The 23,196-nt window shown below is 63.4% G+C and carries 18 protein-coding genes; 7 read left to right on the top strand and 11 right to left on the bottom strand.

The window, feature by feature from the left end:
- Positions 1-20 precede the first annotated feature (20 nt).
- Together AC1DDS_RS01460 and pepN are read right to left on the bottom strand one after the other, a co-directional pair.
- Positions 21-2,366 carry a PAS domain-containing sensor histidine kinase gene (locus tag AC1DDS_RS01460; protein ID WP_477477269.1) on the bottom strand — a complete coding sequence of 782 codons (2,346 nt, stop codon included), beginning with the start codon at positions 2,364-2,366 and terminating at the stop codon, positions 21-23.
- Positions 2,367-2,555: 189 nt separating this feature from the next.
- Positions 2,556-5,204: an aminopeptidase N gene (pepN, locus tag AC1DDS_RS01455; RefSeq protein WP_477477268.1), complete on the bottom strand. Its 2,649-nt coding sequence runs from the start codon at positions 5,202-5,204 to the stop codon at positions 2,556-2,558.
- A 260-nt stretch (positions 5,205-5,464) separates the two neighbouring features.
- Here pepN and AC1DDS_RS01450 point away from each other — a divergent pair, with 260 nt between their 5' ends.
- Entirely contained in the window at positions 5,465-7,762 is a 2,298-nt protein-coding gene (locus AC1DDS_RS01450) for a xanthine dehydrogenase family protein molybdopterin-binding subunit (RefSeq protein WP_477477267.1), read from the top strand.
- A gap of 220 nt (positions 7,763-7,982) precedes the next feature.
- Complete coding sequence (locus tag AC1DDS_RS01445) at positions 7,983-8,921, top strand: DMT family transporter (protein WP_477477266.1); 939 nt, start codon at positions 7,983-7,985, stop codon at positions 8,919-8,921.
- Between the two features lie 39 nt (positions 8,922-8,960).
- On the opposite strand, the gene AC1DDS_RS01440 is transcribed toward AC1DDS_RS01445, so the two are convergent.
- From AC1DDS_RS01440 to AC1DDS_RS01415, 6 genes are all read right to left on the bottom strand, one after another.
- Positions 8,961-10,244 carry an MFS transporter gene (locus tag AC1DDS_RS01440; protein WP_477477265.1) on the bottom strand — a complete coding sequence of 428 codons (1,284 nt, stop codon included), beginning with the start codon at positions 10,242-10,244 and terminating at the stop codon, positions 8,961-8,963.
- A 388-nt stretch (positions 10,245-10,632) separates the two neighbouring features.
- Positions 10,633-10,776, bottom strand: coding sequence for a hypothetical protein (locus AC1DDS_RS01435; RefSeq protein WP_477477264.1), 144 nt, complete (start codon positions 10,774-10,776; stop codon positions 10,633-10,635).
- Positions 10,777-10,841: 65 nt separating this feature from the next.
- On the bottom strand, positions 10,842-11,018 hold the full coding sequence (locus AC1DDS_RS01430) for a hypothetical protein (protein WP_310418037.1): 177 nt from the start codon (positions 11,016-11,018) through the stop codon (positions 10,842-10,844).
- Between the two features lie 198 nt (positions 11,019-11,216).
- Positions 11,217-12,113 carry a uracil-DNA glycosylase gene (locus AC1DDS_RS01425; RefSeq protein ID WP_477477263.1) on the bottom strand — a complete coding sequence of 299 codons (897 nt, stop codon included), beginning with the start codon at positions 12,111-12,113 and terminating at the stop codon, positions 11,217-11,219.
- Between the two features lie 118 nt (positions 12,114-12,231).
- Entirely contained in the window at positions 12,232-13,020 is a 789-nt protein-coding gene (locus tag AC1DDS_RS01420; RefSeq protein ID WP_477477262.1) for an SDR family oxidoreductase, read from the bottom strand.
- Positions 13,021-13,140: 120 nt separating this feature from the next.
- Positions 13,141-14,430, bottom strand: coding sequence for an Hsp70 family protein (locus AC1DDS_RS01415; RefSeq protein WP_477477261.1), 1,290 nt, complete (start codon positions 14,428-14,430; stop codon positions 13,141-13,143).
- A gap of 289 nt (positions 14,431-14,719) precedes the next feature.
- Between AC1DDS_RS01415 and AC1DDS_RS01410 the strand changes: the two genes are divergently transcribed.
- The 4 genes from AC1DDS_RS01410 to AC1DDS_RS01395 all read left to right on the top strand — a co-directional run bounded on the left by AC1DDS_RS01410 (position 14,720) and on the right by AC1DDS_RS01395 (position 19,627).
- The gene (locus tag AC1DDS_RS01410) at positions 14,720-16,384 is read left to right on the top strand and encodes an electron transfer flavoprotein-ubiquinone oxidoreductase (protein WP_477477260.1); all 1,665 of its coding nucleotides are present in this window, start codon (positions 14,720-14,722) and stop codon (positions 16,382-16,384) included.
- Between the two features lie 318 nt (positions 16,385-16,702).
- On the top strand, positions 16,703-17,320 hold the full coding sequence (locus tag AC1DDS_RS01405; protein ID WP_310418053.1) for a L,D-transpeptidase: 618 nt from the start codon (positions 16,703-16,705) through the stop codon (positions 17,318-17,320).
- Between the two features lie 313 nt (positions 17,321-17,633).
- Entirely contained in the window at positions 17,634-18,632 is a 999-nt protein-coding gene (locus tag AC1DDS_RS01400) for an ABC transporter substrate-binding protein (protein ID WP_310418056.1), read from the top strand.
- A gap of 107 nt (positions 18,633-18,739) precedes the next feature.
- The gene (locus AC1DDS_RS01395) at positions 18,740-19,627 is read left to right on the top strand and encodes an ABC transporter permease (protein ID WP_477477259.1); all 888 of its coding nucleotides are present in this window, start codon (positions 18,740-18,742) and stop codon (positions 19,625-19,627) included.
- Positions 19,628-19,736: 109 nt separating this feature from the next.
- On the opposite strand, the gene AC1DDS_RS01390 is transcribed toward AC1DDS_RS01395, so the two are convergent.
- Positions 19,737-20,642 carry a DMT family transporter gene (locus tag AC1DDS_RS01390; protein ID WP_477477258.1) on the bottom strand — a complete coding sequence of 302 codons (906 nt, stop codon included), beginning with the start codon at positions 20,640-20,642 and terminating at the stop codon, positions 19,737-19,739.
- Between the two features lie 131 nt (positions 20,643-20,773).
- Between AC1DDS_RS01390 and AC1DDS_RS01385 the strand changes: the two genes are divergently transcribed.
- The gene (locus AC1DDS_RS01385; RefSeq protein ID WP_477477257.1) at positions 20,774-21,247 is read left to right on the top strand and encodes an Lrp/AsnC family transcriptional regulator; all 474 of its coding nucleotides are present in this window, start codon (positions 20,774-20,776) and stop codon (positions 21,245-21,247) included.
- 49 nt (positions 21,248-21,296) lie between these two features.
- On the opposite strand, the gene AC1DDS_RS01380 is transcribed toward AC1DDS_RS01385, so the two are convergent.
- Positions 21,297-21,725 (bottom strand): DoxX family protein, encoded by a 429-nt coding sequence (locus AC1DDS_RS01380; protein ID WP_477477256.1) that lies wholly within the window; start codon positions 21,723-21,725, stop codon positions 21,297-21,299.
- A 160-nt stretch (positions 21,726-21,885) separates the two neighbouring features.
- Positions 21,886-23,133 (bottom strand): MFS transporter, encoded by a 1,248-nt coding sequence (locus AC1DDS_RS01375; protein ID WP_477477255.1) that lies wholly within the window; start codon positions 23,131-23,133, stop codon positions 21,886-21,888.
- Between the last annotated feature and the right edge of the window lie 63 nt (positions 23,134-23,196).

Here is a 23,196-nt window from a genome sequence, read left to right as displayed (position 1 = left end):
GCGCGGTCAGGTCTGAGAGTTCAGGCGCGGGTCTCGCCAGGCAGGATAACGACGCCACGATCGGGAATGCGCACGGAGATGATCGTGCCTTTGCCCTCTTCGGAGAAGATGCGCATGCTTCCCCCGTGCAGCCGGGTCAGCGATCGGGAGATGGCAAGCCCGAGCCCCGAGCCGCCCTTGCTCTTGGCATATTGACTCTGCACCTGCTCGAACGGCTGGCCGATCTTGGCAAGGGCTGCCTTCGGGATGCCGATGCCGGTGTCGGCGATTGTCACGGTGACAGCGCCGTCGCGCTTCTGTGCCCGCACCCTGACCCTGCCGCCGTCATTGGTGAACTTCATGGCATTGGAGAGAAGGTTGAGCAGGATCTGCTTCATCGCCCGTCGGTCGGCGATCAGCGAAAGGCCAGACGAGACCTGCTGCTCGACATGGATGTCCTTTTGTTGCGCCTGCACGGCGGTGAGGCGCAGGGTCTCGTCCACCAGCGGTGCCAGATCGATGGCATCGCAACTGATGCGCATGTGTCCCGCCTCGATCTTGGACATGTCGAGGATGTCGGTGATGACGTTCAGGAGATGCCGGCCGCTTTCATGGATATCGCGGACATACTCGTCGTACTTCTCCGAGCCGAGTGGACCGAACATCTGGTTCTGCAGGATCTCCGAGAAGCCGAGGATCGCGTTCAGCGGCGTGCGCAGCTCGTGCGACATGTTGGCGAGGAATTCGGATTTTGCCCGGTTCGCGGCCTCGGCACGCTCCTTCTCGGCCTGATAGTTCGCATTGGCGACAGAAAGCTCCGACGTCTGCCGTTCAAGCTTGGCGCGCGAGGCGGACAGATCGCCGATGGTGGCGACGAGGCGGCGTTCGGACTCGCGCAGGCGCACCTGGTGACGCTTGATCATGCTGATGTCGGTGCCGACCGAGACGAGGCCGCCGTCGTGGGGGCGTCGTTCGTTCACCTGCAGCCAGCGCTCGTCGGCAAGTTGGACCTCGGACGTCTGGGAACTGTTGGTGCGGTTGGCGTCGGCGATTCGGCGGGCAATCACCGGCCGGGCCGCCGCGGCGAGCACGACGATGCGCTCGGTTCCGGGGACCAGCACTTCGTCCGGCAAGCCGTAGGCCTGCTGATAGTGCGCGTTGCACATGACGAGGCGGTCGTCCTTGTCCCAGAGGACAAATGCTTCCGACGTGCATTCGAGCGCAGCCGCGAGCCGCTGATCGGCCTCCTGGTAACGCTCAGCGAGCCGATGCTGCTCGGTCACGTCCATGGCGATACCGATCATGTGCGCCCGGCCGGACGACATGCGGATCAGCTGTGCTCGGGCGCGAAGCCAGACGTAGTGCCCGTCGGCGTGGCGCATGCGAAACACCTGGTCGACCTGGCGTGCCTCGCCCTTCGCCACCGCGCGGGCAACCTGGTAAATGCCGTCGTCGTCCGGATGCATCAACCTGGCCGCCTCGCCGAAGGACAGGTAGTTGTCGCGCGGCGTCATGCCCAGCATTTCGTACATGGAGCGCGACCAGAACAGTCGCCGGCCAGACAGGTCGAAATCCCAAAGTCCGCTGCGGCCGCGCGCGAGCGCGGTCTCGACCCGCAAGTTGGACTCGGCGAAGATCGCATCCGCATCGCGCGCACGCTTCGACTGCAGGAAATAGGCATAGAGGGTGAAGCCGAGGATGGCCGAGATTCCGGCAAAGAGCGTGACGTTCAGCGACAGTTCGCTGCGCCACTGCGCCTCGACCCCGTCGAGCGGGCTGGCGACGATCGCATAGCCTCCGCCCTTGGAGCCGTCTACGATCGAGAAATAGTGCTCCACATCGCCGATGCGGGCCTGCATGACCCCGGACGGCTCGTCGAAATACTGGGCGGCGGCGACGTCGGGCGCGACCCGCGCCACCGACATGCCGACGAAGCCGGCGCCGGAAAGCGAACTGGCGAAGATGCGGCCGCTCTTTTGCACGAACAGCACCAGGGCTCCCTCGGGAAGCCGGTCTTGCGGCAAGTGCGCGGTGAGCGCGCGCTCGACCTCGTTGCGCTGACCGTCGGAAAGGGCGCCATCGTCTACGGAAAACACCGCACCCACGGCGACAGCCATCAGCGCCGTGCCGTCACGCACACCTGCATCCATGCGCTGATGCTCCAGCAGGATGCCGGCCAGCCGTGAAATGCCGACCACCAGCAGGAAGGCGACGATCAGGATCGGGAGCGAGCGCTTGAGAACCGGCTCCGCACGCGACAGGCGCAACGTCGCCGGACCGGCGAAGATCCGGGCGTGACCCGCCAGATTTTCGTCCCAGGCTGCCACACCTGAAAATTTGAGACGAATCCGCCCCTCGGCTGCGCGTCCCCGTTGCGCGTCCGCCATATCCAACACCCTGTTCCGTCTTGGTGATTCGGCAAATCGCCCGTCCGAATCTAAGCTAATGAATCATTCGCGATTCGCCTTGTCCAGAGGAAAGGTAAGGGTTTCTTAACCAGTTTTGAGGGTTGAGAAATCATAGTCCGACGGCGCCCTCCGCCGCCGGCACGCTTGCCTGCGCTTTCGCGCCGCTTCTCAGCCGTTCAGCATCCGCTCGACAATGTCGGCGACGTCGGCGGAAAGCTTCTCGCCGGCTGCAATCTGTCGCAGCGCGTTCATCGCATGCTCGGCTCGCACGCCCTCCAGAGAGCGCCAGGAGCGCATCGATGTGAGGATGCGGGCGGCCAGCTGCGGATTCTTCGGATCGATTTGAAGGATCTGCGATGCCAGGAAGCGGTAGCCCTCGCCGTCGAGGCGATTGAAGCCGGTCGGATTGGAAAAGGCAAAGGTGCCGACCAACGCGCGTACGCGGTTGGGATTGGCCGCGTTGAAATGCGGGCTCTGCATCAGGTGCTGCACCCGGGCCAATGCGCCTTCGCCAGGTATCGTTGCCTGGATCGCGAACCATTTGTCGAGAACGAGTGCGTTTTCGGCGAAACGCGCACGGAAGGTCTCGAGCGCCGCCTGCGTTTCCTCCGCCTCGGGGAAGCGATGGGCGAGCACCGTCAGTGCTGCACTCAGGTCCGTCATGTTGTCTGCGCCGGCAAAGGCTTGCGCGGCACGGGCCGGCTGGCCGTCGGCGATGGAGAGATAGGCCAGGGCGGCATTGCGAAGCGCCCGATGGCCGGCACTTGCAGCATCCGGCGTAAAACTGCCCTTCCTATCGTGGCGGTCGAAGAGCGTGGTGAAAAGTGCTGCCCCCTCGCTCGCCAGGAAGGCGAGAACGGCCTCGCGACCGGCACGGATCGCGTCGGGATCGTTGTTGCTGCCGAGTTCGCGAGCGATGTCTGCCTCGCTCGGCAGCGCCAGGATCTGGGCGCGAAATGCAGGCTCCAATGTCTCGTCTGCGGCGATTTCGATGAGTGTGTCGGACAGGAGTGAATTCACGGCAATGGCCGTGCCGGCGCGCGCGTTGCGCGACGCCTCCACCAGGTTCGGCAGCGCGAGGTCGTTCAGCGCCTGCCAGCGCGCGAACAGATCGCGGTCGTGCCGGCCGATGTGGGCGAGATCCGCGGGTGTGTGTTCGAAGTGCAGGTTGATCGGTGCGGAGAAGTCACGGTTGAGGGTGACGACCGGCCGGGTTGTGAGGCCGGCGAAGCTGGCGGTTAGCTTGCGCTCGGTCAGGTGCAGCACGTCGCCGGTGACTTCGACACCGTCGATCGAGGTCGGCGTCGCTTCGCTTCCGTCGGGGAGAAGAAGTCCGAAGCGCAGCGGGATATGCATCGGTTCCTTGGCGGATTGTCCCGGCGTCGGCGGCACCATCTGCTCGAGCGACAGCGTGAAAGTTCCGTTGGCTTGATCGAAGGCGCCGCTGACGGTGACGAGAGGAGTCCCTGCCTGGTGGTACCAGAGCGAAAACTGGCCAAGGTCGCGGCCGCTGGCGTCCTCGAAGCACTTGACGAAGTCCTCGATCGTCGCCGCGTCTCCGTCGTGACGCTCGAAATAGAGGTCCATGCCCTTCTTGAAGAGGTCGCGCCCGAGGATGGTGGCGATCATACGGGTGACCTCGGCCCCCTTCTCGTAGACCGTCGTGGTGTAGAAGTTGTTGATCTCACGATACATCGTCGGCCGGACCGGATGGGCGAGCGGGCCGGCATCCTCGGGGAACTGTTCCGACTTCAGGTGCCGCACCTCGGCGACGCGCTTGACGGCGCGCGAACGCTGGTCGGCGGAGAACTCGTGGTCGCGATAGACCGTCAGCCCTTCCTTCAGGCACAGCTGGAACCAGTCGCGGCAGGTGATACGGTTGCCCGTCCAGTTGTGGAAGTACTCGTGCGCGATGATCGCCTCGATGTTGGCATAGTCGGCATCGGTCGCCGTTTCTGGGTCGGCGAGCACGTACTTGTCGTTGAAGACGTTGAGCCCCTTGTTCTCCATCGCCCCCATGTTGAAGTCGGAAACGGCGACCACCATGAAGATGTCGAGGTCGTATTCGCGGCCGAACACCTCCTCGTCCCATTTCATCGAGCGCTTCAGCGCGTCCATCGCATAGGTCGCGCGCGGCTCCTTGCCGTGCTCGACGTAGATCTTCAGCGCAACCTCGCGGCCGGACATGGTCGTGAAGGTGTCCTCGACCACGCCGAGATCGCCGGCGACGAGGGCGAAGAGGTAGCTGGGCTTGGGATGCGGGTCGAACCAGGCGGCGAAGTGCTTGCCCTCGCCATAGCCCGCGCCACCAAGGAAGTTCCCGTTCGACAGCAGTAGCGGGCAGCTTTCCTTGTCGGCGATGATATTGACCGTGTAGACGCAGAGCACATCCGGCCGGTCGTAGAAATAGGTGATGCGGCGGAACCCTTCGGCCTCGCACTGGGTGCAATAGATGCCGTTCGTCCGATAGAGGCCCATCAGTTGGGTGTTTGCTTCCGGGTTGATCATCGTGTCGACGGTGATCTCGAAGGCGCCCGCCTCCGGCAGGTCGCGGATCGTCAGCGTGTCGTTCTCTTCGGTGAACCTTTCCGGCTCCATGGGCATGCCGTCGAACAGCAGGCCGGTCATCTTCAGTTCGTCCCCGTCGAGGACCAGCGGAGCGTCGAGAGCGGCGCCTTCCCGCCGATGGAACAGCATGCGCGATGTGCACTTGGTTTCGGTCGGATCGAGTTCGAAGGTGAGGTCGACGCGTTCAAGAACGAAGTCTGTCGGGCGGTAGTCTGTCAGATGGATGATCCGGCCGCTCTCAGTGCGCATGGTATGTCCTGTTCGTGTCCTTCAGTCTGTCCCGTTTTAACGCAACTGGACAAGGGGAAAAGGACGGATTGGTCTTAGGCTCGCTCTTTTGATATGGGTTGTGACTTAACATCTCATTGCCACACGCGCGGGTGTTCCTTTCATTTTGAGGAATAATGCCGTGGTGCCTCTCGACATTTTACGAGCGTGACCTAACATTTGCACGAGATGACGGCGCGCCGTCGCGACCGCTTTTGGGAAAACCTCAGGACACGACCGGCATGACGATCGCTACACCGAAATTCGGAGTGGGGGCCTCCGCGCTGCGCAAGGAAGATCTCCCCCTGCTCAAAGGGGAAGGCTCCTATACCAGCGACATTGCGCGTCCGGATGAATTGCGCGGGTACGTGCTGCGCTCGCCGCATGCGGCCGCGACGTTCGAGATCGTGTCGCTTGACGCCGCACGAGAGGCGCCCGGCATCCGCTTGGTCCTCACGGCGGACGACATTCCCGATCTCGGCGACGTGCCGTGCCTTGCTCGGATCGTCCAGCCGGACGGCAGCAAGCATGAGGTGCGCAATGCCCCCGTCCTTTGTCGCGGCCGCGTGCGCCACGTCGGCGATGCCGTGGCCTTCATCGTCGCCGATACGCAAGACCAGGCCGAGGATGCGGCGGAACTGATCGAGATCGACTGGCAGATGCAAGAGGCGAACGTCTCGCTCCGGGCGGCTGCCGAGGACGACGTGCCGCTGGTCTGGCCGGAACTGGGCACCAATCTGGTCTACGAGCATCAGACCGGCGAACCCGCGCCGGTGGCCGATGCCTTCGCCAGGGCCCACCGGGTCACCGAGATCGAACTCGTCAACAACCGTCTCGTCGCCAACTATATGGAGCCGCGCGCGGCACTCGGCGAATGGGACGAGGCAAGCCAGAGCTTCACGCTGACCAGCGGCTCGCAGGGCGTGCATGGGGTGCGCAATTCGCTCGCCCAAGTCTTCCGCGTGCCGCCCGACAAGATCCGCGTCATCACACCGGACGTCGGCGGTGGCTTCGGCACCAAGGCCTTCAATTATCGCGAGTATCCGCTGGTGATGGAGGCGGCCCGCCGGCTCGGACGGCCGGTGAAATGGGTCAGTAGCCGCGCTGAGCATTTCCTGGCCGACTCGCACGGGCGCGACAGCATCGTGCATGCCGCAGTTGCCATGGACGAGGACGGCAAGATCACGGCGCTGCGTATCCGGATGGATGCCAACATGGGCGCCTATCTCTCGCAGTACGGACCGATGATCCCGACGATGGCGGCGATCATGGCAACGGGCGTCTACGACATTCCGCTGCTCGACATGCACATCCGCGCCTTCTACACCAACACCACGCCCGTCGACGCCTATCGTGGCGCCGGGCGGCCGGAGGCGGCCTACGCGATCGAGCGGCTCGTGGACAAGGCGGCGCGCGAAACCGGCCTGTCGCCGGCGGAGTTCCGGCGCCGCAACTTCATCCGGCCCGAACAGTTCCCCTACAAGACCCAGGGCGGACGGCTCTATGACGTCGGCGAGTTCGACGGCCACATGACCAAGGCGATGGAACTTGCCGATTGGGACGGTTTTGCCGCGCGCGCCGATCAGAGTGCCGAAAGAGGGCTGATCCGCGGCATCGGCATGTCGACCTATGTCGAGGCCTGCGCCTTTGCCGGCTCCGAGCCCGCGAAGCTGAAGCTGAACGGCGACGGCACCATTACGCTCTTCATCGGTACGCAGACGAACGGGCAGGGGCACGCGACTGCCTACAGCCAGTTCATCGCCGACAAGATCGGCATCGACTTCGACAAGATCATCGTGCGCCAGGGCGATACGGCCGAATTGGAGAGGGGCGGGGGAACCGGCGGTTCGCGCTCGATCCCGCTTGGCGGCGTTTCCGTTGCCGCCGCCAGCGAGGGGCTGGCCGAGAAGATGAAGCGCATTGCCGGCGACGAACTGGAAGCGGCGGTCGACGACATCGAGCTTGTGGCGGGCGAGGCACGCGTGGTCGGCACCGACCAGGCGCTGAGCTTTGCCGGGATCGCTGCTGCAGCAAAATCCGAGGACGACCTGATTTCCGTCTCCGACATTGTGCAGGACGAGGCCACCTATCCGAATGGGACCCATATCGTCGAAGTCGAGATCGATACCGATACCGGCCGCGTCGAAATCGTGAACTATCAGGTTGTCGATGACTTCGGGTTGACGGTGAACCCCATCCTTCTGCTGGGGCAGGTGCATGGCGGCATCGTCCAGGGCATCGGCCAGTGCCTGAACGAGGAGACGGTCTATTCGCCCGAGGGCCAACTCCTGACCGCGACGCTGATGGACTACGGCCTGCCGCGCGCCGAGGAACTGCCGTTCTTCCGCTTCGACACCCGCAACGTTCCCTCGACGACGAATGCGCTCGGCATCAAGGGGGCGGGGGAGGCCGCGACGATTGGTTCCTGTCCCGCGGTGATGAATGCGGTCGTAGACGCCCTGTTTCGAGCACGCGGCATCGACCACATCGACATGCCGGCGACGCCGCAGAAGGTCTGGGCGTTACTGAACGGCGGCTGAGCCGGCCGCATCGGATCGTGCGAGCAGCGGCTGTGTATCCTCTCATCCGACGAGCTTGGCGGGCTTTCTCCGGAAGAGCAGCGAGAGCATCAAAAGCTGTGCTCCCGCATCACGAATTTTGATCCCTCTTTCACGAATGCGGCGCTAGTATCGGCGGACATGATTTGCCTCGCATGATCGATGCCGGCCCATTCCGGCCGCGGAAGAGACTGACTTTCCCATGGAATTCGCCGAACAGCAGCCGATGAAGGCGATTTTCCTCAAGGTTTCCTCGGTGGTGATCTTCGTCTGCATGTCGACGCTGATCAAGGCGGCCGGCAAGGATATCACCACCGGCCAGATCACCTTCTACCGTTCCGCCTTTGCCATGGTGCCGATCGTGCTGTTTCTCGCAGCGCGCGGGGAACTCGTTGCTTCCTTCCGCACGCGCAACCTGCCCGGTCACCTGGCGCGCGGCTTCGTCGGCATCGTGTCGATGAGCTTCGGCTTTTACGGACTGATCCATCTTCCGCTGCCGGAAGCGATCGCGATCGGCTATGCCATGCCCCTGATTGCGGTGATGATTGCAGCAGTCTTTCTCAAGGAGACGGTCGGGATCTATCGCTGGTCGGCGGTGCTGGTCGGGTTGCTCGGGGTCTCGATCATCACCTTTCCGCGCCTGACGCTGTTCGGCGAAGGCGCGGTCGGAATGGCGGAGGCACTCGGGGCTGCGGCCGTTCTTGCCTCGGCGACGCTTGGCGCCGTTGCCATGGTGCTTGTTCGCAAGCTGGTGCAGACGGAGAAGACGCCGACGATCGTGCTCTATTTCTCCCTGTCGGCCGCCGTCTTCTCGTTGGCGACGCTGCCCTTCGGCTGGGTGGACCTCAGCGGCAAGGCGCTGACGCTGCTGGCACTTGCCGGTTTCTGCGGCGGCGTCGCGCAATTGCTGCTGACGGCAAGCTACCGTTACGCCGACGTCTCCACCATCGCCCCGTTCGAATACACGTCGATCGTGCTGGGCTTGGTGTTCGGCTACCTGCTTTTCGACGACATTCCCACGCTGACGATGCTGGTCGGCACGACGATCGTGATTTCCGCAGGCATCTTCATCATCGTCCGCGAGCACCGGCTCGGCCTGCAGAGAAAGGCCGCCCGCCGGCACCTGACGCCGCAGGGGTGATGGGCGCTCACCGGGGTTCCTTGCGGGGACTGTGCGCGCTTACGCCTTGTTCCACTGCGGCGTGGTCGTGTCCTCGACGATGTCGCTTGCACCATCAGCAGGCGAAGCCACGACGGTGGCCTCCGCCCCGACCGGCTGCACCGGCATCGCGCGGAAATCGGTCTTGGCTACCATGCCGCTTGCTGCATCGCGACGCATGATCCGCCATGCGGCATAGCCACCGTAGAGCGCAAAATACAGGGTGAAAACGGCAAACAGTGAACTCGGCCCGAAGCGGTCCATGATCGGCCCGACCATCAGCGGGCCGGAGATCGTGCCCACGCCGTAGACGATCATCATTCCCGAGGAAACCTCGACGTATTCGTCGGGCTTGGCGAGATCGTTCGCATGCGCCACGTTCAGCGCGTAGATCGGAAAGATCACGGACCCGACCGCAGCAGCCATGACATAGAGCACGGCCGGCGAACTGCCCTGCGCGGCCATCATGGCAAGGCACGAGACGACGCCGACGAGGCCGCACGCGACCATCACCAATCGCCGGTCCATGCGATCCGACGCGCGTCCGATCGGAATTTGCGACAGCGCGCTGCCGACGAGAACGGCAGCAAGCAGTGTCGCGCCCTGTGCGGTCGTCAGCCCGATCCGTTGAGTAAAGACGCCGCCGAGGTTGAGCCAGCCGCCGGAGAGCGCCCCGGCCAGGAAGGCGCCGACGACGGCGACGGGGGAGCGCCTATACAGCTTGAGGACATTGAAGCGCGCCTGCGTGGGGGGAGCGGGCAGCGGTGACGAGGTCAGCGCCGTCGGAAGCAGCGAGACGGAAAAAATGATGGCGCAGAGGATGAACAGCGAGGTATTGGTCGGATCGCCGAGCGGCACCAGATACTGGCCGCCAATGCCGCCGACCATGGTGGTCATCACGTACAGCGAGAAGATCGAGGCGCGGTTCTCGTTCGTCACCCGTTCGTTGAGCCAGCTCTCGATGATGAGGTAGCTGCCGGAAATGGCAAAGCCGGAGATGGCGCGAAACAGCATCCAGGCGCGCCAGTCCACCACCAGCGAGCAGAGAAGGATGGCTGTGGACAGCAGCGTCACCAGCGCGACGAAGACGCGAACATGGCCGACCGCCAGGACGAACTTCGGCGTGACGATGCACGAGATAGTGAAGCCGAGCGTGTAGCCGGTGGCGATCCAGGTGATCGTCTGCGTCGACCAGCCCTCCGCCACCGAGCGCACGGGGATGACGTAGCTCTGCAATCCGAACGCCACCATCATCAACAGCGTGGACACAAGGAGGCTCACGAAGGGGACGAGACTCGTCAGCATGAATATTCCGAAGGAGATTGCGCACGCCGGGATGGCATAGACGGACAGGACGAGTGTGGCTGTTAAACAAGCTCGTTGACGCTGTCCATTGCGACAATCGTTGACGCAAACGAAGGGGCGCCGAACCGCTGCCCGGAATGCTGACGGAGTGGCTGTCCTAGCGGAGCGCGCACTCCCTGCGTCACCCCGGAATTGATCCGGGATCCAGCACCGTCGCTTCTGCGGTGCCAAAGAGTATTTTGTTGCTCAAGCAGGCTGGATGCCAGATCACGTCGGCATGACGGACCAAATTGGCGCTGCGAAAAATGAAGGATCGAAGCAGGGCTCTGTCAATAAACAAAGGGGCGCCGAAGCCCCCTGCTTTTGCTTTCCATGGGCCGCTGCTCGGTCAGTTCGGCATGAACGCCTTGAGCGGATCGCGGCGCTGGGCCGCATCGGGTGGCAGCGAGGCGAGCACGTTGTATTCGCGCGCGGCGTTCACTGCGGTGCGAATATCCTGCAGGTCCAACATGAGTTTACGCAGTCTTGTCATCGCGGGACTCCGGTCCGTTCTCGGCGAAAGGTTCGGCCAAACGGCGGTCTTTCGTTGTCCACGCCTCAGCGCTGGATGAAGTCGGCGTAAATGCTCGCGGGGCGATTGATGCGGGCGTAACCGGAGGCGGTCAGCTGTTCAACAGCCGGAGCACGCAAGCCACCGAAACCATTGGCCGGACGGAAGCCGACATAGCGCAGCGTCTCGAAGCTCGAATGGATGGGGCGAAGGCGGGCGGTCATGATTCGATATCCTTACTCTGTCCTCCCTGTCTGCATATCGCAGTGCAGCATGAATATTGCAATGCGACATTGTGCCCGGCTGATATGCGCAATTTTCATGGCTTCGGTCATTTCAGGTTCATCTATCTGCGCGAATCGAACGGCTCGGATGCCGTTCGAGCAACCATCACGAAATGGTGGAAGCGGCGCCGCTCTGTGTCAGCCGGATTGGTCGGCTGACGATACGGTCCCGGCGCGGAAAGCAAGCAGATCCTGCCAGGCAAGCCGCTTGCTGATGGGCGCCGCGGCCAGATCCTGCGGATGCAGTGTGGCAAATGCCGGGATCGTTCGTCCGCCGACGACGACCTCGCGCCAATCGCCGCGCAGCTGGTGAATGGTCTGCGTTCCGCCAAAGAAAAAGCGGGCAGCGAAATTGCCGAGGAACAACAGGTGGTTCGGCTCGGCCAGCTCGATTTGACGTTCGATGAAAGGCCGGCAGATGTCGCTTTCCGCTGCAGACGGCACGCGATTGCCGGGCGGGCGCCAGGGGATGACGTTGGTGAGCAGCATGTCGGCGCGGCTCAGGCCGATGCCGCCGAGCATCCGATCCAGCATCGCGCCTTGCCGCCCGGAGAAGGGCAGTCCGTCGCGGTCGTCGTCCGCATTGGGCATCGACCCGATCACCATCACCGCCGGTCGCGGATTGCCTTCGGCGAAGACCAGGCCGCGGGCGCTGTTCTTCAGGTTGCAGCCGGTGAAGGCTTCCATGGCAACCTTCAGTTCCGCAAGCGAGCGGGCGCGGCTTGCGACAAAGACGGCATCGGCGACGGCTTGGCTGTCCGGAATCGCGACAGCGGGTGCGACCGGCGCCGGCTCGCGGCGTGTCGGCTGCGCCCCCCTGCCGGAGGCGTTGTCGGTTCGCCTGGCCGAACCGCTTTCGGAACGAGCGGCAGTGTCGGCCGCGCCTTGCCGGGCCGCGTGCGCGGCGCGCATTGCCTCGAATTCCGCGATCCGGTCGATGGCCTTTTCTTCAAGCAGCCACTCCACGCCCGCATCCGCGTGAAACGCGAGCAGTGCGGCCAGTTCGGCGGCGTCGAGGTCGGAAGCGGAGATCATCCTTTAGCCATACAGGAATGACATCGGCGGCGGCAAGTCATGGCATCGCTGCCGCGCTTTTCGCAGTTGATATGCTGGCCGTCGGTCAGCGTCCGATCAGCGCCCGGGGCAAGCGGTATCAGACGGAGCGGGCCGCGCCGCCGTCGCAACGAATGATGCTTCCGGTGACGTAGCTTGCCGGCTGGCTGCACAGGAAGGCCGCCGTGGCCGCAAACTCTTCGACGGTGCCGTAGCGGCGCGCCGGGATGGCCTGTTCCGATTCCGCTTTCACCTCTTCGACCGACTTGCCGCTGCGCTGGGCCGCGGCGGCATCAAGGCTCTTGAGCCGATCGGTGAAAATGCTGCCCGGCAGGAGCAGGTTGGAGGTGACGCCGTATTGGGCGACTTCGCTCGCCAGCGTCTTCGACCAGCCGGCTAGGGCCGGGCGCAGCGTGTTGGAAAGCGCAAGGCCGGGTATCGGCTCGATCACGCCGCCCGATGCGACCGTCAGAATGCGGCCCCAGCGCTGCTGCTTCATCTCCGGCACGAAGCGGTTTGTCAGGGTGATCAGCCGCAGCACCATCGCGTTGAAGTAGGTTTCGAGCAGTTCTGCCGTCATGTCCTCGCTCGATCCCGGCGTCGGTCCGCCGGAGTTGTTGACGAGGATGTCGAGCCCGCCGAGCTTTTCCGCGACGGCCGCGACCAACGTTTCGACAACGTCGCCTTCAAAAAGGTCGGCCTGGGCGAAGGAGGCCCTGCCGTTCCCCTCGGCGTTGATCGCCGCGCAGTTGCGAGCCAGTTCGTCGGTGTTGCGGCCGCACAGCAGCACATCGGCGCCCTCGCGTGCCAGCGCCACGGCTATGCCGCGGCCCAGTCCGCGCGAGGAGGCCAGCACCAGTGCCCGCTTTCCCTTGATGCCGAGATCCATGTCTGCCTCCTTGCTGCCGTTGCAATGCTCGTTGCGCGCACATTTCTGGCCGAAGACGGCCTTGCTTGAAATCGCGCAACATTTCAAAGTGTTATATCAACGACTTTTCCCGGCTGATGGTCAAGAGAGCTTGGCCGTCCAGTCGGCGATATCGTCGCGCTCGCCGATCAATGCCAGCCCGTGGGCGATCGACAGCAGTTCTCCGCCGCTCTCGATCCGGTCACGGGCGAAGCGTTGCTCGAACAGCCGCCGCACCGCCGGGACGAACGAGGTGCCGCCGGTCAGGAACACCTTGTCGATGTCGCCGCATTCGGTGTTGGTCTTGGCAAGCACGTCGTCGAGCGCATCCTCGATCCGCTTCAGTTCGGGAGCGATCCATTGCTCGAAGTCGGACCGAAGGACGGTCCGCGTGGCCTTGTCGCCGAGCGGGGCGAAGGAAAATTCCGTCTCCTCGGCGGTGGAAAGGCGCATCTTCGTCGCTGACACCGCCTGGTAGAGCGGATAGCCCTCGTCGTGCTCGATCAGGTCGACGAAAGCCTCGAGCTTTTCCGGCTCGAGGCTAACCCGCACCAGTTTCTTCAGTTCGGCGAAGTCGCGCAGCGTCTTGAAGATCGACAACTGGTTCCAGCGCCCGAAATTCGCGTAGTAGCCGGAGGGCACTTCGAGCAGCTTGTCGAAGCTCTTGAACAGCGTGCCCTTGCCGATGACAGGCGAGACGATGTTGTCGATGATGCGGAAGTCGAAATTGTCGCCGGCGACGCCGACGCCGGAATGGCCGAGCGGGGTCGCCGTGAGCCGTCCGGCATGGCTTTCGAAGCGGATCAGCGAGTAGTCGGTGGTGCCGCCGCCGAAGTCGGCGACGAGCACGGTGGCATCGCGGTCGAGGTTGCGGGCGAAGTAGAAAGCGGCGGCGACCGGTTCGTAGACGTGGTGGATCTCCGGAAAGCCGAAGCGGGTCAGCGCCGCGTTGTAGCGTTCGGTTGCCAGCGCTTCGTCCGGGTTGCTGCCGGCAAAGCGCACGGGGCGCCCGACAACCACGCGCCCGGCCTGTCCGTCGAAGGCTGCACCAGCGTAGTCCCGGAGTCGCGACAGGAAGGCATGCATGATGTCTTCGAACTGGTAGCGCTTGGCGAAGACCAATGTGCCCTGGAACAGCGGCGAGGCAGCAAACGTCTTGATCGACTGGAGGAAGCGGCATTCGCCGGGATTGTCGATGAACTGGGCGATCGCCGCCTGGCCGGCCTCGAAGGAAAGGGTGTGCGCGTTCTTCTTCAGGAAGGACAGGGCCGTCCGCAACGTGTCGGCTTCGCCAACCGGCGTGTCGAGAAGCACCGACTGCGTCGTTGTGCCGCAGGCCGTCGCCAGAACCGAATTGGTGGTGCCGAAATCGAGGCCGAATGCGGTCGTCATGAACTATCCAATGCGGGAAAGGGCGGAGGGGCGCGCCTCCTCCCATGGCGGGCGGGCAAAAGCAAGGCGGATCAGCCGCTGGAAGCACATTTTGCGGTCGGCGTGCGACGACCAGTGATGGCATTTTTCGGCCGCAACGAGCCGATTTTCCTGTTGCCGCATCATCTTATGCACAAATGCGATGAATGAGTGTCGCAGCTTGGCTCGACAAGACTTTGTGCATTTGTCATGAGAAAATCCAACAAATGGTTGGCTGTCGGGGGACGGCTGAATCTGGAGGCAAGATAAGATGACTGAGGCGATGGACCTTCCCGAGCGCGAGAGCATGGAATTCGACGTGGTGATCGTCGGCGCGGGGCCTGCCGGCCTGGCCGCGGCGATCCGGCTGAAGCAGGTCAATCCGGAGCTGTCGGTCGTCGTGCTCGAGAAGGGTGCCGAAGTCGGTGCGCACATCCTGTCCGGCGCCGTCGTCGATCCGATCGGCATCGACCGGCTGCTGCCGGGCTGGCGCGAGGAGGCCGATCATCCCTTCAAGACCCAGGTGACGGACGATCAGTTCCTGCTTCTCGGCCCCGCCGGCTCTGTCCGTCTGCCGAACTTCGCCATGCCGCCGCTGATGAACAATCACGGCAACTACATCGTCTCGCTCGGCAATGTCTGCCGCTGGCTTGCCACCCATGCCGAGGCGCTGGGCGTCGAGATCTATCCGGGCTTTGCCGCCACCGAAGTGCTCTACAACGACGAGGGTGCGGTGATCGGCGTCGCCACCGGCGACATGGGCATCGGCCGCGACGGCGAGCCGGGGCCGAACTATACCCGCGGCATGGCGCTGCTCGGCAAGTACACGCTGATCGGTGAGGGCGTGCGCGGCTCGCTCGCCAAGCAGCTGATTTCCAAGTTCGATCTGCAGAAGGACCGCGAGCCGCAAAAATTCGGCATCGGCCTGAAGGAACTCTGGGAAGTCAAGCCGGAGCACCACAAGCCGGGGCTCGTTCAGCACTCGTTCGGCTGGCCGCTTGGCATGAAGACCGGCGGCGGCTCGTTCCTCTATCATCTGGAAGACAACCTCGTCGCCGTCGGCTTCGTCGTCCACCTGAACTACAAGAACCCGTGGCTGTTCCCGTTCGAGGAATTCCAGCGCTTCAAGACGCACCCGGCGATCCGTGGCACCTTCGAGGGCGGCAAGCGCCTCTCCTATGGCGCCCGCGCCATCACCGAGGGCGGCTACCAGTCGGTGCCGAAGCTGTCGTTCCCGGGCGGCGCATTGATCGGCTGTTCGGCCGGCTTCGTCAACGTGCCGCGCATCAAGGGCAGCCACAACGCCGTGCTCTCCGGCATGCTCGCCGCCGAGAAGCTCGCGGACGCGATCGCCGCCGGCCGCGCCCATGACGAGCCGGTCGAGATCGAAAACGGCTGGCGCGACAGCGCGATCGGCCAGGACCTGAAGAAGGTCCGAAACGTCAAGCCGCTGTGGTCGAAGTTCGGCACCGCGGTCGGCGTCGCCCTCGGCGGTCTCGACATGTGGACCAACACGCTGTTCGGCTTCTCCTTCTTCGGCACGCTCAAGCACGGCAAGACCGATGCCGCCTCGCTGGAGCCGGCCGAAAAGCACCAGAAGATCGACTATCCGAAGCCGGATGGCGTCCTGACCTTCGACCGTCTTTCCTCGGTGTTTTTGTCGAACACCAACCACGAGGAAGACCAGCCGATCCACCTGCAACTGAAGAACCCGGAACTGCAGAAGACCTCCGAACTCGATGTCTTTGCCGGGCCGTCGACTCGCTACTGTCCGGCCGGCGTCTACGAGTGGGTGCAAAAGGACGGTCAGGACGTGTTCGTCATCAACGCCCAGAACTGCGTCCACTGCAAGACCTGCGACATCAAGGACCCGAACCAGAACATCAACTGGGTGCCGCCACAGGGCGGCGAGGGGCCGGTCTACCCGAACATGTAATGTTCGGTCCGGCCCGCCCGGACCACCGTCAAAACATGCGTGGCGAAGGGCCGGTTTATTCGAACATGTGATGTTCAATCCGGCCCATGCGGGCCAGTCGTGAATGGGCGGCCATCCACCACCTGAAACGTGGTGAGGGCTGCCCTTGTTGCGTTGCAGCGCATCGATACATCGCAGCAACGCAGGTGCGAGCGTTCGCAATTGCCGTTGTGCGAGCGCTCAACTCTTTGGCTTCTTTTACAGTTTTTGCAGCTTAACCGGGCATTAACCATAAATTTCCTAGGTTCGCCGCGCCAACCGAATCTTAAGGAATATTTTATGTCAATTTCCCGCCGTGGCCTGCTGTTGGGCGCATCTGCCCTTCTCGCCGGCTGCTCGACCAATGCTCCGAATCACCAGGCCAACTATGCAGCGCTGCCGGACGAAAAATTTCCGCTGCAGCCGATGCCGCTGGAAAAGGTGAAGCCGGAATTGCGCCGTCAGGAAGTCGCCTATGAGACGGCCCACGCACCCGGCACCGTCGTCGTCGATACGCCGGCACGCCGGCTCTATTACGTGCTCGGTGACGGTCGGGCCATGCGCTATGGCGTTGGCGTGGGACGTGCCGGCCTGGCGCTGTCCGGCAACGCCGCCATTGGCCGCAAGGCGGAATGGCCGAACTGGACACCGACGCCGAACATGATCGGTCGCGACCCGGGCCGGTACCAGAAGTATGCCGGTGGGATGGAAGGCGGGCCAAGCAATCCGCTTGGCGCTCGCGCCATCTATCTCTATCGCGGTGGCAACGACACCATGTTCCGTATCCATGGCACCAATCAACCGCAGTCGATCGGACTCGCCATGTCGAGTGGCTGCATCCGCATGCTCAATCATGACGTGGTCGACCTCTACGAACGCGTCAAAGTGGGTGGGCAGGTGGTCGTGCTGCAGGCCTGAACCGGCCCTGTACCTGTAAAAAATCAAATTCATTCATCGGATTAGGTGCTCTACCCGCATAGCGTGGGGGCCTGCGTTAAATTTCAATCGGAGTGCCGGCGAAATTCGCCATCGATGGCGCAACCGGGCCAGTCTCGGGCGCTTATTGATCGACATTCCTCCACACTCCTGCAAAACTCCTTCATGCGGAGCAGATCCAATTTTCGCTGGCGGGAGTGGCCGGCGAAGCTTCGCAATGGATCATGATGCCGGTTGCGGCGGTGCAGTCGGACATCGGGGGTGTAACACCGCCGTTGATTAAGAGGGAACCGACATGAAACACCTGCTTGCAACCACCTGTCTCGCCTTTGGCCTGTTTGGCATGGCGAGCGCGGCATCGGCCGAGTGCGGCGACGTTACGATCGCCAGCATGAACTGGCAGAGCGCCGAGGTCCTGGCGAGCCTCGACAAGATCATTCTCAGCGAAGGCTACGGCTGCAACGCCGAAGTCATCGTCGGTGATACGGTTCCGACCATCACCTCGATGATCGAAAAGGGCGATCCCGACCTGGCGCCGGAAGGCTGGGTCGACCTGCTGCCCGACGTCGTCAATCGCGGTCTGGAAGAGGGCAAGCTGGTGGGCGCTGCGGTTGCTCTGTCCGACGCTGCCGTCCAGGGCTGGTGGATTCCGAAGTACATCGCCGACGCCCATCCCGACATCAAGACGATCGACGACGCGCTGAAGCATCCGGAACTGTTCCCGGATCCGGAAGATTCCAGCAAGGGCGCGGTTCACAACGGCCCGCAGGGCTGGGGTGGCACGCTGGCAACGACGCAGTTCTTCAAGGCCTATGGCGGCGAGGCGGCTGGCTTCAACCTGGTCGACACCGGTTCTGCTGCCGGCCTCGACGGCTCGATCGCCAAGGCCTATGAGCGCCAGCAGGGCTGGGTCGGCTACTACTGGGCGCCGACTGCCCTTCTCGGCAAGTACGAGATGGTAAAGCTCGAGCATGGCGTGCCCTTCGATGAGGCCGAGTGGAAGCGCTGCAACACCGTCGCCGATTGCCCGGACCCGAAGAAGAACGACTGGCCGAAGGACAAGGTGCAGACGCTCGTCACCAAGAGCTTCTCCGAGCGCGCCGGCTCCGACGTCATGGATTACCTGAACAAGCGTTCCTGGTCCAACGACACGGTCAACAAGCTGATGGCCTGGATGACCGACAACCAGGCGAGCGGCGAGGATGGCGCCAAGCACTTCCTGAAGGAAAACGAAGCGCTCTGGACCCCCTGGGTGTCGCCGGACGCAGCCGAGAAGATCAAGGCATCCCTTTGATTTGCAAGGTTTGACTGCAGGCGGCGCGACCATCGCGCCGCCTGTCGTCTTTTCCGCCACCGGAAGACCGCCGGTTGGCGCAAGACAACGAAAAAAGGGGAAACAGCATGGACTGGCTCACCAGCTTTCCGCACATGAACGATGACTCGCTGCGCGCGTTGAAGAAGATGATCGATGAAGGCTTCAGATCCTTCACGCGCGCCTATGGCGACGCCATCGAGTCCTTCTTCGAGCCGTTGCAGTTCTTCTTGATCCAGTCCGAGCGGCTGATGACGCGCACGCCCTGGCCGATCGTGTTGATCGCGATCGCGCTCATCGCCTGGTTTGCCAGCCGCAACTGGAAGATCGTCGCCGGCTGCATCGGCACGCTGCTTGTCATCGGTTATTTCGACATGTGGGACGACACGATGAAGACGATCTCGATGATCTTCGTCTGTACCGTGTTGTCGATCGCGATCGGCATTCCGCTCGGGATCATCATGTCGCGCTCGGATCGCGTCCAGAACTTGGTCAACCCGATCCTCGACGTGATGCAGACCATGCCGAGTTTCGTCTATCTGATCCCGGTCGTGATGCTGCTCGGCATCGGCAAGGTGCCCGGCCTGATCGCCGTGGTCATCTATGCGATCCCGCCGATGATTCGCCTGACCAATCTCGGTATCCGGCTGGTCGACAAGGACGTTCTGGAGGCGGCGGACGCCTTCGGTTCGTCGAACTGGCAGAAACTGAAAAACGTGCAGATGCCGCTGGCGCTACCGACCATCATGGCCGGCATCAACCAGACGATCATGATGGCGTTGGCCATGGTGGTGATCGCCTCGATGATCGGCGTGCAGGGGCTCGGCCAGCCGGTGTTGAAGGCGATTGCCAACCAGTACTTCACCCTCGGCATCTTCAATGGCCTGGCCATCGTCGGTATCGCCATCATCTTCGACCGCGTTAGCCAGGCCTACGGCAAGCGCCTGCAGCGCCACCGTGAGATCGTGCATGGGTAAGGGTTGATTGGGCGGACGAAGAAGGCACCAAGCGATACCTCAGCGATACTAGTTCGAAAGGCCCCGGTGATTGCTCGCTGGGGCCTGTTTCGTTCGCGCTGCGGTGGCCTCACGCCCGCTTCGACAGGATGCCGGTGGAGAGTGCGACGCCGGCACCGGTGACGACGGCAGCGAACATTTCCGTCATACCCAGCGGTTCGCCGAGCAGCAGGCCGCCGCCGAGCGTCACCAGCACCGGCGTGATTGCCGTGAATGCCGCCGCCTGCGTGCCGCCGAGGGCGCGGATGGCCGTCCCATAGGCGAAGGTGGCGACAAGGCCGGAGAGGATTCCCTGGCTGGTGAACTGCACCGCCACTTCCGACAGCGGCGCGGCGGCGAGCGTCGTGCCGAAGAACGCTGCCAGCGCGAGGTGAATGAGCGTCGACCAAGTTGTGATCAGGGCGCCGCCCTGCAACGGCGACAGGCCGGAGCGCCGGAAGGCGTGCGTGTAGCCGGCCCACAGCAGCCCGCCAAGCGGCAGCAGCACGAAGGCTGCGAGCGTCATCCCGCCCGTCACGACGGCCTTTCCGAGCAGGATCGCAAGGCCCGCGAGGATCGCGACGAGACCCAGCACGCGCATCCGGTCCGGACGTTCGCCGAACAGAACGATGCCGATGACGGCGGTTGCGAGCGGCATGGAGCCGCCTAGCAGGATGCCGCCAGCAGCGGCCGGCGTGGAGTGCAGCGCATAGGCCGTCACCTGGAAGAACAATGCGCCGGCACCCGCGACCATCACCACGATCAGCCGCAGCGGCACGCCCTTGGGAAACAGGCCCATGCGCAACCAGATCGGCGCCAGGAAGATGGCGGGAACGCCATAGCGAAGCAGGCCGACGTCGATTGTGGTGAGCGATGTCGAGGCGGTATGCCGGGTGGCCAGCACCCAGGTTGCCCAGACGAGCACCGTAACGATCGCCCCGGCATAGCCGGCGGCGGTCGAGGTGCGCTCGGTGGGAGAGAGGGTCGTGATGGACATGCGGCTTTCCTCGGGAGCGTTTTCTGCAGCAAAGCTACTGCCGAATGCCGAAGCATGTCCTTGCGAAATGTGGCTATGGACGATTATTGTGCGCAACTATCTGCCAAAATGTGCGGCTGAAAGTAGAAGATATGCCAAGTCTTGATAAATTCGACATCGCGATCCTGCGCATCCTCCAGGAGGATGCACGCGCCACCAACGTCGAGATTGCCGAGCGTGTGAACCTGTCGCCGTCGCCGTGTCTGCGCCGGATACGCAATCTGGAAAAAAGCGGTATCCTGAAGGGATATCGGGCGGATATCGACCGCAAGGAAGTCGGTCTCGGTCTGACCGTTTTCGTCGAGATCAAGGTCGACCGCCACAATTTGCCCAATGCGCTGTCGCAGCAGGAGGCGCTGCTGGCCATTCCCGAGGTGGTGTCCTGTTTCCTGATTTCGGGCAATGCCGATTTCCTGGCGGAGGTGGTGGTCGCCGATCTTTCGGCCTACGAACGGCTCCTCACCGATACACTTCTGACGCTGCCGGGCGTCTCCGACATCCGTTCCAACTTCGCGATCCGCACGATCAAGACCGGTGGTCCGTTGAAGTTGCCGGACTTGCGGTAAGCGGGACGCCGCCCCGGGTTGTGGGGGGAGGGCGGCGCCCCTTTTGCCGCTACGCTGCAGCGGCAACCGTGTTCATGACGTCCGAGTGGCTGGATTTCCAGGCGACAACCATCAGCGCGCCGATCACGGTGACATGTTCCGCCACGAAGTAGAATTCCAGCGTGCGGATCGGCTCTTCCATGGTCCAGAAGGCATGCGCGATCGGAATGGTCAGCGCGGTGAAGACGGCCAGCATGCCGGCGCCCAGCCAGGTCAGCCGATTGGCGATGATGAAGGCGGAGCCGAAGAGTTGCGTCAGTGCGACCGCGACGTTGAAGAAGGGGGCGGGTTCCAGTCCGAAATGAGCCATCTCCGCGATGCCGGCGTCGAAGTCGAGAAGTTTTGCGAGGCCACTCATCCAGAACATCGAGGTCAGCACGATGCGGGCGAAGTAGCCGAACCAGTCTGAACCGGTGAGCGAGTCGATAAAGCGAGGCATTTCAATCTCCGAGTGACATGTTGGTTCTTCGGGTGCCGACTGCGGGCCCCGGTGTCGACCCGGTCGATCCTTGCGGATCAGTTGTGCGGGCCGGTGTGAACACGTCTAACAGAGTGAAAGTTCGCGGGTGTCACCGAGGTAACACCCGTTTTGCGGGCGGCTATTCCGCCGGGCAGGCGGAGAGCGCGGCGATGTCCCGGTCGCGCCGCTCGAGGGCGACGGAGACCGAGAAGACGGCGAAGCCGCACACGGCCATGATCGCACCGACAAAGCCCATCGAGGCGTAGCCGTAACCCTGGCCGATCGCGAGGCCGCCAAACAGCGCGCCGAGCGCATTGGCGACGTTGAAGGCCGAATGGTTCAGCGCGGCGGCGAGCGTCTGCGCGTTGCCGGCAACGTCCATCAGGCGCGTCTGCAGGGCCGGGCCGACGACGAAGCTGCAGCCGATCAGGAAGCAGCAGATGAACAGCATCGCCGGAATGTGGGCCGTCAGCGACAGGGTGACGAGCACGAGGAAATAGATGGACAGCGTCCATCCGATCGTGCGCACCAGCGACAGGTCGGCGAGCTTCGCACCGAAGATGTTGCCGACGATCATGCCCGAGCCGAACACCACCATGATGACCGGCACCATCGACAGCGAAAGGCCAGCAACCTCGGTGACGATCGGCGAGATGTAGGTGAAGACGGCGAACATGCCGCAGAATCCGGTCGCGGCGATCCCGAGCGTCAGCCACACCTGCTTGCGTTTCAGCGCCTCGAGCTCGGTCAAGGCGTTGACGCCGACCGGGGCCTGGTCGCGCGGAAGGAAGATGGCGATCAGGATGACGGTGAGGACGCCGGTGACACCGACGGCGGCAAACATGTACTGCCAGTCGAGCATCTGGCCGAAGAAGGCGGCGAGCGGGGTGCCGATCAGCGTCGCCAGCGTCAGTCCGAGCATGACCTTGCCGACGGCCTGTGTGCGCCGGTTTGCCGGTACCATCGACGCCGCGACCAGCGCCGCCACGCCGAAATAGGCGCCGTGCGGCAGGCCGGTCAAGAAACGCATCAGCATGAAGCTCTCGAACGTGGGCGCAAGCGCGCTCGCAATGTTGCCGACCGCAAACACGGCCATGAAGGCGAGAAGCAAGTCGCGCCGGCGGAACCGCGCGCCGACGACCGCAAGAACCGGCGCACCGACGACGACGCCGAACGCGTAAGCGCTGATGACGTAGCCGGCCTGTGCATTGGTGACGCCGAACGTCGTCGCCACGTCGGGCAACAGTCCCATGATCGCGAATTCGCCCGTGCCTATGCCGAAGCTGCCGACAGCAAGCGCGACGATGATCAGCGTGACTGTCATGGCGGTGAGGGTGGGCTGCCCGGAGGAGGGGGCAGCGTCGGAGCGGATGCGCAGATCGGTCACGTCGTCTTCCGTGTGATGGCCCAACGCGCGGCAAACGGGCAGAGCTTGCGCCGCAGCCCTCCT

It is taken from the genome of Mycoplana sp. 10N416 (assembly GCF_056394765.1).
Note: the sequence above shows the minus strand (reverse complement) of the source record. Positions and strands in the feature narration are given on the sequence as shown.